Raw genomic sequence first — 13,284 nt, 5'->3', positions numbered from 1 at the left:
CGTTATGCCTCCATTTTATACCTTATCGCACGATATTTCTTAGTCTTCGTGCGCACAAGCCAGTACATTCTCTACCATCTACCAATTATATTCATATCATGATTATTTTCTTCTATATTACTTAATATTCTCATCTACCATACGTTTCATAATAGACAATGGTCCTGTTGATGCGATTGTTGAGACATAATTTACGAGTTCTTCTACGGATACGCGATTTTCATCTGATACCCAGTATTTGATCATCGACATCATTGAACCTACTACATAACTTAAGTAATAATTTTCTGGAATGCCAAATACATTATCCTTATTACCTATTAAATGTTTAATATTACTTCTCACAATATCTGCTAATTGTTCTTCGATTTGACTTTTACGTTCTAAGTTTAGAATCACTTGATAAAATTCCATATTATGCTCAATATGCGTAATGACATTTTTAATAATTTTATTCGCAAAGTCTTCAATAAAACGATCACTCGTCTTAGTGGATAAATCCATCTTTCTAATATCTACAAATCCTTTAATTTTCTCTATTTGTTCATTTTCCATTTCATCTAACAAAGCATATTTATCTTCATAATTTAAATAAAAGGTTCCTCTATTAACATCTGCTAAATCTGAAATTTGTTGTATCGTAATACGATCAAGGTTATTTTCTTTTAATAACTGGATAAATGCTTGTTTAATTGCTCTTTTACTTTTTCTTACGCGTCGATCTTCTGCCATTTTTAACCATTCTCCTTATTTTAATGAACAATTTGCATATATTTGTTGATTAATAAACGTATCGTAAGCAATTGACGATTGTAACTATCTTAAATTCTATTATAATAAACAATGTTATTAATAATCAACACAATGTTCATTAATCAAGGAGGAAAAAATATGAATATTTTCAAAAAGAAACTTTTTTGGATGACACCTATTCTAGTAATCGTCATACTTTTATTATTAGCGATTGCTTTTATTCCAGCATATAATCCAGAACCAAAATCAGTCCCAATTGCGATTGTGAATCAAGATAAAGGTACAACAATGCAAGACAAAGACGTCAATATCGGGAAAACTTTTGCAGATAAAATTAAAGACAATAAAGATTTATCAGACAAAGTTGAATGGGTAGATGTAGATAGCAAGAAAGATTTAAAACAAGGCTTCAAAGACAACAAATATTATGGTGAATTAATTTTAGATGAAAATCTTTCAAAAGATTCTATGAGTAAAGTTCAAAAGACAGTTCAAGACGCAAAAATTAAAGAAATGCAGTCACAAATGAAAGAAAAAATCGAAAGTGGACAAATTCCACCTGAACAAGCTAAAAAAATGCAAGAACAAAACAAAGTTGAACCTGTTAAAGTTAAACAAGGACAAGTTGAAATCATCGTTAACGAAGGTGCAAGTATGCAAGGTGCACAACTCGCGAATACAATGTTAACGACTATCGGTGATCAACTGAATACACAAATTTCTAAACAAGGTATCCAAACTTTAGATAAAATGGATGTCGACGTTTCAGCTTCAGATATTCAAGGTATCACAAATCCAATTAAAGTGGATAAAACAAACATGAACGCTGTTAAATCACATCAAGGTAACGGAAACTTACCATTCCTAATGTTCACACCAGTATGGTTAGCATCATTAGTTGGCTCAGTTGTTCTATTCTTCTCATTCAGAACAAGTAATAATATCACAATTAAAGACCGTATTTTCGCTTCACTTGGCCAATTAGGGGGTGCGATTGTTACAGCATTAATCGGTGGATTTGGATATATTTACTTTATGACGCACGTATTAGATGTAACAATTAACGAACCAACTAAAATCGGTTTATACATTTCAATTGCAATCCTAGCTTTCATCAGTCTCATCTTAGGATTTATGACATGGTTAGGTGTCAAAGCTATTCCATTATTTATGGTATTGTTATTCTTCAGTATGCAACTCATCATGTTACCAAAACAAATGTTGCCACAATTTTATCAAGACTATATGATCGGATGGAATCCATTTAGACATTATGCAGAAACATTACGAGGACTATTGTATTTACACCACGATATCGAACTTAATAGTACAATGTGGATGTTTATAGGCTTTATCATCTTCGGTGGTGTATCAGCTATATCAGCAGCTATACTTAGAAAACATAGCGAAAAAAGAACAGAAGTACCATCATAAAATAAAAAAATCTCATGTGACTGAATCATTCAGTGCCACATGAGATTTTTTATTATGTTATTTTTTCTCTTTGAATCCTTGTTCTTTAATAAATTTTTCTGATTTTTTCATGCTTACGCCTTTATCAGTATCTCCAATAATATCAACAACATTATTATCTCTTAATTCTTTGAAATCAGCTTTTTCATAATCAACTTCAACATTTTCGATTAATTGATTATCGTTACTTTTTACAGATTCCTTAACACCTTTAATATCTTGGAATTTTTTACTTTCAGTCTCAAGCTGTTTCTTTAATTCTTCTTTCTGGCTATCTTCAGTAATATTAAAATCTTTGTAATCAATTGTGATTTTAGATGTTTGCTTTAACACTTTGTCCCCTTTATATGTATACGTCATTTCAACATCTGCTCTGTTTTGCTCACCAGTAAAAGTTTTAGTTTCTTCCTTACCACAAGCTGATAATAAGACTAACATCATCGTGCATAATAAAGAACCAACCATTAATTTCATAGATATTTTCATTTGCTTCGTCACCTTCCATATCCTTTAGTTATATTTCTATAATCTAATATATCACTATATAGTTTATTTATCTCAATTTTCCGAGAAAAAATAATTTGAAAAATGTCAGTATTATAATTATTATATTTAATTTTACGAAATTTTTATATTGGTTCTTGATCGTTAGTGCTTAAGTTTCTTTATATCATTCAAATTCTGGGCTGATTTCGCTGGCTAACGATCTTGTTTCGTTTTCTTGAGCGTTAGAATTTCTAACGATCTTGTTTTCGATTCTTGATCGTTAGACAGCTCATTTTATGTATTTTCACTCATTTCCACCTGCGATTTGGTGCGCTAACGATCTTGTTTCATTTTCTTGAGCGTTAGAATTTCTAACGATCTTGTTTTCCACTCTTGATTGTTAGACAGCTCATTTTGTGTATTTTTACTCACTTCCACCTGCGATTTGGTCCGCTAACGCTCTTGTTTCATTTTCTTGAGCGTTAGAATTTCTAACGATCTTGTTTTTCATTCTTGATCGTTAGACAGCTCATTTTGTGTATTTATACTCTTTTCCACTTGCGATTTGGTGCGCTAACGATCTTGTTTCGTTTTCTTGAACGTTAGAATTTCTAACGTTCTTGTTTTTCATTCTTGATCGTTAGACAGCTCATTTTGTGTATTTATACTCTTTTCCACCTGCGATTTGGTGCGCTAACGATCTTGTTTCGTTTTCTTGATCGTTAGAATTTCTAACGATCTTGTTTTCCACTCTTGATCGTTAGCCACTCTTACTCCAACCCATACTCCCTCTCACAAAAGAAAAGACCAGCTCCCCCGAGCTGGTCTTCTTTTTATAATATTTCTCTTGCTTTAAGTACCGCTTCTTGCGTAATTTCATGACTGTTAACCCATGCTTCTGTCACTGTTGCGTTTCGTTCTTTAAATATTTCTATCACGCGCTCGCTTTGTGCGTTTGTAACGATTGGATCTCTTGCACCCATTGATAAAAAGACATTAAAATGAGATAAATCTTTATGATTATTTTCTAAATCTAATGGATAAAGTGGTGCAAAGAGTAATGCTTTTTGAAATGGTGTTTGTTCTCTTAATATGAGATTAATCGCCATATTAGAACCATTAGAGAATCCTACTGGAATAACATCTTCTAATTTAAAACCATATTCTTTAGATGATTCTTCTATAAATTGATACAATTCTTGTCCTCTATATTCTAAATCTTCTAAGTCATATTGCCCTTCTCCGAGTCTTTTGAAATATCTAGCCATACCATTTTCAGATACTTCACCTTTAACACTCAAAATACTATAAGTCGGATCAAGCATTTCTGCTAATGGTAATAAATCTCTCTCATCTCCACCTGTTCCGTGAAGTAATAGAAATACTGGTTTACCTTGTGCACCTTGTTTAAATATATGTTTCATATTTACTATCTCCCATCATATTATGGTCTTTCGATTGTGAATGTGTGTCCAATTTCAGCATAATCATTCCCAGCAAGTCTGCTTACCGCATTGAGCTTTTCTTTATTAATATATCCATCATCATAAATACCTTCGTCAAAATGATAATACTTCACTTCTAGCAGTAATAAATCTGAAATAGGTTGTCCGTCTTTTTCAATTACAATATCATCATATAGAACCGCTTCAAATCGAACTTTACTTTGCTTCAAGCCTTTCACAGATACTTCAACTGAATCTACTATTTCAAAATTCGTACGTTCGAGTTCACTTTCTTCATGACTTAACATAGCTGCTGTTTGATTCGCATCACGCACATTATTTGTATCTACAATATGCACGACCGCTTCTTTATTCTGAATGATATTTCGTGCAGTATCTTTCATTTCACCATTCACTCTTTGTACTGCGATAGAAAGAATCGGTGGGTCTGAAGATACAACATTGAAAAAGCTAAACGGTGCTATATTCAGTACGTTATCATCTGATTCTGTTGTGACTAATGCAATTGGTCTAGGAATAATAGATCCTATTAACAATTTATAGTTTTCTTTCTGCGATAAGACTTCTGGTCGTATCTCCTTCACCTTAACCACACCTTTTCTCATTAATGTTCTCTACTTGTATCAAAAGCTTTAATTTCAGATTCAATGTAGTCACGTTTTGCTTCTAAGAATGGTGGTAATGCAAGACTTTCACCTAATGTTTCATAAGGTTCGTCTCCCATAAATCCTGGTCCATCAGTAGATACTTCTATAAGAATATGACCAATTCTTGCGTATAGCGCTTCAAAATAATATCTATCGACATTACCTGAGTTACCAATGCGAAGTTCGTTATATTTTTCTTCCCACGCTTTAATCGCTTCATGGTCTTTTAATCTGAATGATACGTGATGCACTTCACCATAACCTTGTCTTGCTTCAGGACCTTGGTCGTCTTTTCTCAAAATAACTTGACCACCGTTACCGCCTTCTCCAACTTCTAACAATGTCACGTTTTCTTCTTCAATAATTGGTTTCATACCGTAAACTTGTTTCAATACAGATTTGAAGTCTTCATAATAGCTCACTGTAATTTCAATTGGTCCTAATCCATAAATTGCTTTATCTTCAGGTACTGGACCATTTTTCCAAGGAATACCTGGTTTAACACCTTCATTTAATTCATCTGAAATTAATTGATATCTTTGACCGTCTTCTTCTTCAAAAGGTAATACCTTTTTACCGAATAAATCTTGGATACCGTCATGTTTAACGCCAAATTCTTCAAAGCGATTTAAATAATATTCAAGTGCTGCATCGTTTGGCACTCTGAATGCTGCACGACTAATTGAATTTGTACCACGACTACCTTTCGGATTATTTGGAAAATCAAAGAATGTCATGTCTGTACCTGGAGATCCTTGATCATCTGCGAAAAATGTATGGTACGTATATATATCATCTTGGTTTACTGTTTTCTTAACTAAACGCATACCTAGTACTTGTGTGAAAAAATCATAGTTTCTTACTGCATCATTTGTCATTGCAGTTACGTGATGGATACCGATAAGTTCTGGATTACTCATTATAGTTTCCTTCTTTCTTTATTTTTATTTCGAATTCGAAATAATAAGTTGTAAAAAAATTTGCGCTATCCACTACTCAGTAGAATTTGCGCTTATTTTTTTAAGTGCTCTACGAAAAATCGCAAGCTCTTCGTCATCTAATATAGAAAATGCTTTTTCAATTGTTTCGGCATGTTGTGGAAAAATACGTTCCATCAATTCATGACCACTTTCGGTTAGAACAGCATACGTAATACGTTTATCTTGCTCATCTTGTCGACGTGTTACAAATCCTTTCTTAACAAGTTGATCGATGACGTAAGTTGTACTACTGCTTGCAATTAAGATGCGTTGTTTTACTTTTTGAATAGGTTGATCACCTTTATGATACAAAAGTTCCATTACAGCAAATTCAGTAATATTCAAACCGTAGTTCTTCATATCTTGTTTAACAATACGATCTAACGTATCATTTGTACGTTTTATACCTACTAGCGCTTTTAATGATTCTTTCGTTCTATCCATGTTCATCACCTATTCAAATATTATTTCGATTTCGAGATAATTGTAACGCCCTCACTAATAAATGTCAACACTTTTGAGTATAAAAAATATACTAACTTTGTTTTTATTATATTTTCAATATTCTAACAAATTTAATTTAGTTGATTTTTAATAATGTTTAACCTATAATTCTTATTGAAAAACTAAGATATTTATTAATTTTATATTGGGGTAATGGGATGAAAGCATTTGATTTAATCGGGAATACGCCACTTGTCTTATTGGAACATTACAGTACAGACAACGTGAAAATATTTGCGAAATTAGAAAGTTATAACTTAGGTGGCAGCATTAAAGATCGACTAGGCAAGCATCTAATAGAACATGCACTAGCTAAAGGTAATATTCGTTCTGGTGATACAATAGTTGAAGCCACTGCCGGTAACACAGGTATAGGACTTGCTATCGTAGCGAACCATTACAATATTAACTGCGTTATCTTTGCACCTGAAGGATTCTCGGAAGAAAAGATGAACATCATGAAAGCTTTAGGGGCTGAAGTAAGAAGAACACCACGTTCAGAAGGTATGTTAGGTGCGCGTCAACAAGCACAGACCTACTCTGAAGAATATGGCGCTTATTACATCAATCAATTTGAAAATGAACAGAATCCACAAGCTTATGTTCATACTTTAGCGACAGAAATTCTTGAACAATGTCCAGACATCACACATTTGATTGCTGGGGCTGGTTCTGGCGGAACTTTTACAGGAATAGCTACAATCATGAAAGAACATCAAGTACGTAATATCATTGTAGAACCTGAAGGAAGTATTCTTGCTGGTGGCGAAGCGCATGCTCACGATACTGAAGGTATTGGCGTTGAAAAGTGGCCACCATTTCTAAAGCGAGATTTAATCGATGATATTAAAGTCATTTCAGATCAAGATGCATTTACAAATGTATCAGGTCTTGCATTAAATGAAGGTATTCTTGCTGGTAGTTCATCAGGCGCAGCATTACAAGCAGCAATAGACGTTTCAAAACAAATCGAACAAGGACATATTGTCGTCATTTTCCCTGATGGCAGTGATAGATATATGTCTAAAAATATATTTAATTATGGAGGAAAAGATTATGAATAAAAAAACATTACTCATCCATGGCGGTAAAACAACAGATGCATATACAGGTGCGGTAACAACACCAATTTATCAAACAAGTACTTATGAACAAGACGGAATCGGAAATTTAAGACAAGGTTATGAATATTCAAGAACAGCTAACCCTACTCGAACAGCATTAGAAACATTAATCGCGGATTTAGAACACGGTACAAATGGTTATGCGTTCGGTTCAGGTATGGCAGCAATCTCAGCAGTCATCATGTTATTAGACAAAGGTGACCATATTTTAATTAATTCAGATGTATACGGTGGTACTTACCGTGCATTAACAAAAGTATTCTCTCGCTTCGGTATTGAATTTGATTTTATCAATACAACTGATGTAAGCAATATCGAATCTTCTATTAAAGATACAACTAAAATGTTATTTATCGAAACACCATCAAATCCGTTACTTCAAGTAACAGATATTAAAGCAGCAAGTGACATCGCTAAAAAACATGACATGTTAACTGTTGTAGATAATACATTTATGACACCTTATTACCAAAATCCATTAGACCTAGGTGCTGATATTGTTCTTCACTCAGCTACTAAATACTTAGGCGGACATAGTGATGTTGTATCAGGTTTAGTCGTAACAGCTAACGAAAGCCTTGGAGAAAGAATTGGCTTCATCCAAAATTCAACTGGTGGTATTTTAGGGCCACAAGATAGTTATTTATTAACACGTGGTATCAAAACATTAGGTTTAAGAGTAGAACAAATCAATAGAAACGTTAAAGAAGTCGTAGCATTACTAAACAAACATGAAAATGTTGTTAAAACAATTCATCCATTAAACGAAGACCATGTGAATCGCGACATTCACTTCGAACAAGCTTCAGGTTACCCAGGTATCATTTCATTTGAAGTTGCTGATGTAGAAAAAGCAAAAGAAGTCATTAAACATACAAAATTATTCACATTAGCAGAAAGTTTAGGCGCGGTAGAAAGCTTAATTTCAGTACCAAGTCTTATGACACATGCATCAATACCAGCAGAAATTCGTCATAAAGAAGGTATCGCAGACGGCATGATCCGTTTATCTATCGGTATAGAAGATACAGAAGACTTAGTAGAAGACTTAAACCAAGCATTAAACCAAATATAATAAAAAGAAAAGCTGAGACAGCGGAAATTGACCGCTGCCTCAGCTTTTTTTCATATTTGAGGTGTGGTGGATGGGTGTATTTAGTGTGGGATGGCGGTATGTGTGGAGCGTGAGGGTCGTATGTTGCTTGTTTGGGTCGTCTTGCAATATTCACGGCTCCAATGTTGCTAGTCACGTCCCACTTGCAATATTCAGACCTCCAATGTTGCTAGTCACGTCCCACTTGCAATGTTCGAGGTTCTTATTTATCTAGTTTGGTCAGTCTTGATAAATACAACGCCTCTATTTATCTTGTTTGGTCAGTCTTGATAAATACAACGCCTCTATTTATCTTGTTTGCTCAGTCTTGATAAATACAACGCTCCTATTTATCTTGTTTGGTCAGTCTTGATAAATACAACGCTCCTCACTATATTATTCCTCAATATAAAAAATGGCCGGGACATTATTCAATGTTCCGCGCCATTTTCACTTCTTTATGATTTTGTACCGAATAGACTTATTCCTAATATGACAAATACTGCGCCACTTATTTTATTGATAATTTTTTCTGCTACGATATTATCTCTTAATTTTGTTGTTAAACTACTTGAAAAGATCGCAATGATAAATGATGTGATCGCACCCATTACTGCGAAAATACTGCCCAATATTAAAAATGGTATTGGACCGTACTGATTATCCACTGAAATAAACTGTGGAATAAAGGAAATAAAGAATAGTGCTACCTTTGGATTCGTAACGTTCGTGATCACGCCTTGTACAAATAATTTTCTACGAGATTGATACACAGTCTTCTTTATAGAAATTGACGATTGTTTACTTATAAACATTTGTATACCTAAATAAATTAAATATACTGCTCCGACAATTTTAATAATCGTGAATAAGACCACGGAAGTTTGTAAAATAACGGACAAACCTAATCCTGACAGTACAGTATGAACAACTGCACCAACCGATACACCTAATGCTGAATATATACCTGCATCTCTACCTTGTGAAATACTTCTATTTAGTATAAACATCATATCAATACCAGGTGTGATACAGATGATAAGCACTGTGATTAAAAACAGTTGAAAAGATACGATATCAAACATCATTTACCCCCTTTAAATTAATCGTTAAGATATACTAACATATAATCTAAAGTTGTAAAATGAAAATTTTAATTTATCTCGACCTTTTCAATGTCTAAGTTAATATTTAACTTTTCAAGTATGGATTCAAAACCTTCTATAGTATAGTCCTCATTTTCAGTTACTAATGTCTTAATCGTCCCATGACCGTTGGAAGTGTATGATTCTGCTTGTTCAATAACAGTTTGAGCAGGATCAATAAACATGATATGCGGATATAACTCTTTAAAATAACTATACAACCACGGTAAATGTGTAGAAGATAATGTAAATATATCGATTTCTTCATGTTGGTCTATAATATCATCCATAAAATTCTTCACAGTCATTAAAGTACGATATTTATCGGATATAAATGAACCGTCTTCAACTAATTCAACTAATGAAGAAGCATTAAATTGATATACGTGACTTGAAGAAACTTCATTGTTTATAAATTCATTTAATGCATCACTTTCAATTAGGGATTGAACACCTAAAATACCTATTTGTTTACTAGAAGATTTCTCTAATGCTTCTTTCACCGGTGGATAAACACCTACGATTTCAGTATCAAAGTTATCTTTCATGTTATCCAAAATAGTAATCGTTGGTACATTAGATGCCACGATAATCAAACGAGGATTCCACTTCCCTAAATAATGAATGGTTTGTGTGATTACAGTTTCTAATTCATGGATAGATTTTTGACCATAAGGAAACTGATTGCGATCTGCCAGATATATTATGTCTTGATTTGGGTATGTCTTTTTTAACAATTCTACAATTGAATAACTACCAATTCCCGCATCAAAAACAGCAATAGGTTTCAATAACGTGTCTTGATTATTTGTCATATATGCCACCCTAACTTAAATTTCTAAAAATATTTTCGGTGTTTGTGCTATTTTCTCATCTACCACGTTATAAAATCCACCTTTTTGAAATCCCGTACAATGCACTTTGTCTTCTGTAGCAATTTCGAATTCAAGTTCCCATTTCATTCTACTCACTTTAACTAACCAACATCTACCGACTGGTTTATCATGGATCGTCAATGGTACTTTGTAGTCTGCCTCAGTTCTCATCAATATTGGTGATATATTAAATTTCATCATTTCTGAGTAAGTCATATATTGGTTAATAAAAGCAGTTCTTAAATCTTCAAACCATCTTACATACACAATATTACTCACAATGCCCATAGCATCAATATCATAAACATTAACTTCGATTTCTTTTTCAGCGACTAATTTTCTCTCTTGCATTAAAAAGACTCCTTCGTACATCATTTTTTATTATTTCAAAATAACTTTATACATATTATCACTTAAAGTCATTCATTAAATCAACCTTAAGCAATACTAGAATCTTTAAATACTTTTTGGTATTGAACATACCCTGATAAATAGTGTTCAATATCATCTATTCTTACTCTATAGCCATGATGTTTAATAAAGAATGAATTCACAATACGTGCTGGATTTTTAAAGTACATTGCAATTTCAGGATAAAAGTAGCCTGTTCTTTCATAATCAGCTCTTATATGTATTGTCTTAATGAATTTTTCTTCATCTAAATAAGTTTCAACAAGATCAGCATAGCCAGTCTTCTTAGCTTTTTCCACTAAGTGATAAGTCGCCATTAACATTTCTAAAAATGTTGGGAATGTCGTTTCCCTTTGTTGCATATAATCTAAATAACTCGATACGTTCTGAATGCCAAATTTATAATATTTCTCTTGTGGGTCAATTTGTACTAATTCATTTGTACAATATCCTAACCAGTGATCATGGTATTTCCAATATTTTTTCTCTATAAACATTTCAAATAACATTTTGACAGTATTCAACCATTCTTCATTATGATCAATTTGATAAAGTCTTAATAACGCTAAAGCAGCTTCACCATCATAATATACAATTCTGAATTGTTCTTTTATCGTTAAATCAGGATAATTTAATACGTGAATCGTTTGTTGTTGATCATCAATCATCGACAATATCCCTTTAGCAACTTTCTGAGCAGCTTCTAAATATCGAACATTATCAGGTACATGTTTTAAATACTCACAAATCGCAAAAATAAATGCAGCGTTTTGACCTAATTTTATTTCATTCATACCTTCTGTATCATCAAATATATATCCTGCGCCATCAACTTCATATAAATAATGTTTAATTAAATAATCAATCGCCTTTTCTACAATTGTGACATCTTCATTTAAATAACTCAGACCTTCTATTAATGCATATGTCGAAGATGAATGACGTAAGTTGTTATAGAAGCCTATTTCATTATCAAAATGCGGAAAATAACCGTAAATATACTTTCCGTTATCTTGAATTTGATCTTTCAAAAAGTGAGTACTTGTTTTGATTAATCGATCAATTTCTTCATTAAGATTATCAATTTTTCTCAAACCTTTACGATATCCCTTTTCTTCTAATTCAATAAGTTGATCTTCTTCAAAGAAATAACTTTTTGTGTAGAACTTATAAACAGATTCATTTTCATAATTGCTATGTGTGAAGTATTTTCTTAATTTTTTATATTTATTTATGTAGTTATTAATATTTTTCTCAGACATGATAAATTCTTTAGTACCTTTTTTAGGTCTAATAAATGCATTGGCATTAATTTCTTCTGGTAAGAACGCTAAGTCCCAGTTCTCATCTAAAGCAAAACCATATTCAACATAATTTCTACGTGTATTGATTAAATCATGCTTCAATTGTTCATACTTTATTTCTTCTATTGAAGTAACGAAATCTATTTTAACCCATTCAGCTTTTTTACCAGTATTTTTTCGAAATGCTTCTATATATTTTTTAATATTTCGGTCAGCATTATGTGATTTAAACATTTTTACTAAAGCCTTTTGAGAAGGATGACCAACACTAACAAATATCCTTTCTACATTTGAATGATTATTTAATAAATCTTTGAGTTGATTAGTTATAACCATGTATAACATTCCTTTCTTTATTAATTTATATAACAGAAAAATTCACTCTAATTATACATATTATACCATTTTTTGAAAAATTATAGAGGCCAGGACATATAAATGTCCCGGCCAAAATCTAACATTATTTTATTCTAGTTGTTTTTACTTACTATCTTTGTTGTCTCTTTTACGACGACCAAGTAATAATAATGAACCTGCACCAGCAAATAATCCACCGAATAAAGCACCATTAATTGAAGTCATTTCACCAGTATCTGGTAAATATTTATGATGATTATCTTTATTGTCGTTATTATTCATATTTGTTGCTTTAGTATCTTTGTTTCCATCATTATTGCTTGAATCAGTTGATCCCATTCCCATATCTGAGTCTGAATCAGCGTCCGCATCTGAATCTGCGTCTGCATCTGAGTCTGCGTCCGCATCTGAATCTGCGTCTGCATCTGAGTCTGCGTCCGCATCTGAATCTGCGTCTGCATCTGAGTCTGCGTCTGCGTCTGAGTCAGAGTCTGCATCTGAGTCTGAATCGCTGTCTGAATCTGAGTCGCTATCTGAGTCTGAGTCGCTATCTGAGTCTGAATCGCTGTCTGAATCTGAGTCGCTATCTGAATCTGACTCGCTATCTGAGTCTGAATCGCTGTCTGAGTCTGAATCGCTGTCTGAATCTGAGTCGCTATCTGAATC

14 protein-coding genes are annotated in these 13,284 nt (G+C 32.8%); 3 read left to right on the top strand and 11 right to left on the bottom strand.

Going from position 1 to position 13,284, the window contains the following annotated elements:
- Window positions 1-117 precede the first annotated feature (117 nt).
- On the bottom strand, window positions 118-732 hold the full coding sequence (locus LQ677_RS07065; protein WP_159315923.1) for a TetR/AcrR family transcriptional regulator: 615 nt from the start codon (window positions 730-732) through the stop codon (window positions 118-120).
- A 159-nt stretch (window positions 733-891) separates the two neighbouring features.
- Here LQ677_RS07065 and LQ677_RS07060 point away from each other — a divergent pair, with 159 nt between their 5' ends.
- Window positions 892-2,187: a YhgE/Pip domain-containing protein gene (locus LQ677_RS07060; protein ID WP_239748215.1), complete on the top strand. Its 1,296-nt coding sequence runs from the start codon at window positions 892-894 to the stop codon at window positions 2,185-2,187.
- A gap of 57 nt (window positions 2,188-2,244) precedes the next feature.
- On the opposite strand, the gene LQ677_RS07055 is transcribed toward LQ677_RS07060, so the two are convergent.
- The 5 genes from LQ677_RS07055 to LQ677_RS07035 form a co-directional block, all read right to left on the bottom strand.
- Window positions 2,245-2,712, bottom strand: a complete 468-nt coding sequence (locus LQ677_RS07055) for a YehR family lipoprotein (RefSeq protein ID WP_126477828.1) — start codon at window positions 2,710-2,712, stop codon at window positions 2,245-2,247.
- Between the two features lie 833 nt (window positions 2,713-3,545).
- Complete coding sequence (mhqD, locus tag LQ677_RS07050) at window positions 3,546-4,136, bottom strand: methylhydroquinone degradation carboxylesterase MhqD (protein WP_037589354.1); 591 nt, start codon at window positions 4,134-4,136, stop codon at window positions 3,546-3,548.
- A 20-nt stretch (window positions 4,137-4,156) separates the two neighbouring features.
- Window positions 4,157-4,762: a flavin reductase family protein gene (locus tag LQ677_RS07045; protein ID WP_243505430.1), complete on the bottom strand. Its 606-nt coding sequence runs from the start codon at window positions 4,760-4,762 to the stop codon at window positions 4,157-4,159.
- Window positions 4,763-4,782: 20 nt separating this feature from the next.
- Entirely contained in the window at window positions 4,783-5,745 is a 963-nt protein-coding gene (mhqE, locus tag LQ677_RS07040; RefSeq protein WP_239748213.1) for a ring-cleaving dioxygenase MhqE, read from the bottom strand.
- A gap of 72 nt (window positions 5,746-5,817) precedes the next feature.
- The gene (locus tag LQ677_RS07035; protein ID WP_159315928.1) at window positions 5,818-6,249 is read right to left on the bottom strand and encodes a MarR family winged helix-turn-helix transcriptional regulator; all 432 of its coding nucleotides are present in this window, start codon (window positions 6,247-6,249) and stop codon (window positions 5,818-5,820) included.
- A 218-nt stretch (window positions 6,250-6,467) separates the two neighbouring features.
- Between LQ677_RS07035 and LQ677_RS07030 the strand changes: the two genes are divergently transcribed.
- The gene (locus tag LQ677_RS07030) at window positions 6,468-7,373 is read left to right on the top strand and encodes a PLP-dependent cysteine synthase family protein (protein ID WP_239748212.1); all 906 of its coding nucleotides are present in this window, start codon (window positions 6,468-6,470) and stop codon (window positions 7,371-7,373) included.
- Window positions 7,366-8,508: an aminotransferase class I/II-fold pyridoxal phosphate-dependent enzyme gene (locus LQ677_RS07025; protein ID WP_037589358.1), complete on the top strand. Its 1,143-nt coding sequence runs from the start codon at window positions 7,366-7,368 to the stop codon at window positions 8,506-8,508. The genes LQ677_RS07030 and LQ677_RS07025 overlap by 8 nt, the downstream gene beginning before the upstream one ends.
- Before the next feature lie 476 nt (window positions 8,509-8,984).
- Here LQ677_RS07025 and LQ677_RS07020 read toward each other — a convergent pair whose 3' ends face one another.
- The 5 genes from LQ677_RS07020 to LQ677_RS07000 all read right to left on the bottom strand — a co-directional run.
- Window positions 8,985-9,611, bottom strand: a complete 627-nt coding sequence (locus LQ677_RS07020; RefSeq protein ID WP_107576649.1) for a LysE family translocator — start codon at window positions 9,609-9,611, stop codon at window positions 8,985-8,987.
- 68 nt (window positions 9,612-9,679) lie between these two features.
- Window positions 9,680-10,486, bottom strand: a complete 807-nt coding sequence (locus tag LQ677_RS07015; protein ID WP_239748211.1) for a glutamate racemase — start codon at window positions 10,484-10,486, stop codon at window positions 9,680-9,682.
- A 15-nt stretch (window positions 10,487-10,501) separates the two neighbouring features.
- Window positions 10,502-10,897, bottom strand: coding sequence for an acyl-CoA thioesterase (locus tag LQ677_RS07010; protein WP_239748210.1), 396 nt, complete (start codon window positions 10,895-10,897; stop codon window positions 10,502-10,504).
- An 86-nt stretch (window positions 10,898-10,983) separates the two neighbouring features.
- Window positions 10,984-12,597 (bottom strand): poly(glycerol-phosphate) alpha-glucosyltransferase, encoded by a 1,614-nt coding sequence (locus LQ677_RS07005; RefSeq protein ID WP_239748209.1) that lies wholly within the window; start codon window positions 12,595-12,597, stop codon window positions 10,984-10,986.
- A gap of 144 nt (window positions 12,598-12,741) precedes the next feature.
- On the bottom strand, window positions 12,742-13,284 hold a 543-nt coding region (locus LQ677_RS07000), incomplete at its 5' end, for an LPXTG cell wall anchor domain-containing protein (RefSeq protein ID WP_239748208.1).

The organism is Mammaliicoccus sp. Q-M61, from assembly GCF_022386055.1.
In the GTDB taxonomy this organism is placed as follows: domain Bacteria; phylum Bacillota; class Bacilli; order Staphylococcales; family Staphylococcaceae; genus Mammaliicoccus; species Mammaliicoccus sciuri_A.
This window is presented reverse-complemented; position numbering and strand designations above follow the sequence as displayed.

What these genes read in the sequence shown, in the direction of transcription:
- LQ677_RS07065 (WP_159315923.1), bottom strand. Translation starts at nt 732, where the DNA reads ATGGCAGAAGATCGACGCGTAAGAAAAAGTAAAAGAGCAATTAAACAA.
- LQ677_RS07060 (WP_239748215.1), top strand. Translation starts at nt 892, where the DNA reads ATGAATATTTTCAAAAAGAAACTTTTTTGGATGACACCTATTCTAGTA.
- LQ677_RS07055 (WP_126477828.1), bottom strand. Translation starts at nt 2,712, where the DNA reads ATGAAAATATCTATGAAATTAATGGTTGGTTCTTTATTATGCACGATG.
- mhqD (WP_037589354.1), bottom strand. Translation starts at nt 4,136, where the DNA reads ATGAAACATATATTTAAACAAGGTGCACAAGGTAAACCAGTATTTCTA.
- mhqE (WP_239748213.1), bottom strand. Translation starts at nt 5,745, where the DNA reads ATGAGTAATCCAGAACTTATCGGTATCCATCACGTAACTGCAATGACA.
- LQ677_RS07035 (WP_159315928.1), bottom strand. Translation starts at nt 6,249, where the DNA reads ATGGATAGAACGAAAGAATCATTAAAAGCGCTAGTAGGTATAAAACGT.
- LQ677_RS07030 (WP_239748212.1), top strand. Translation starts at nt 6,468, where the DNA reads ATGAAAGCATTTGATTTAATCGGGAATACGCCACTTGTCTTATTGGAA.
- LQ677_RS07025 (WP_037589358.1), top strand. Translation starts at nt 7,366, where the DNA reads ATGAATAAAAAAACATTACTCATCCATGGCGGTAAAACAACAGATGCA.
- LQ677_RS07020 (WP_107576649.1), bottom strand. Translation starts at nt 9,611, where the DNA reads ATGTTTGATATCGTATCTTTTCAACTGTTTTTAATCACAGTGCTTATC.
- LQ677_RS07015 (WP_239748211.1), bottom strand. Translation starts at nt 10,486, where the DNA reads ATGACAAATAATCAAGACACGTTATTGAAACCTATTGCTGTTTTTGAT.
- LQ677_RS07010 (WP_239748210.1), bottom strand. Translation starts at nt 10,897, where the DNA reads ATGCAAGAGAGAAAATTAGTCGCTGAAAAAGAAATCGAAGTTAATGTT.
- LQ677_RS07005 (WP_239748209.1), bottom strand. Translation starts at nt 12,597, where the DNA reads ATGGTTATAACTAATCAACTCAAAGATTTATTAAATAATCATTCAAAT.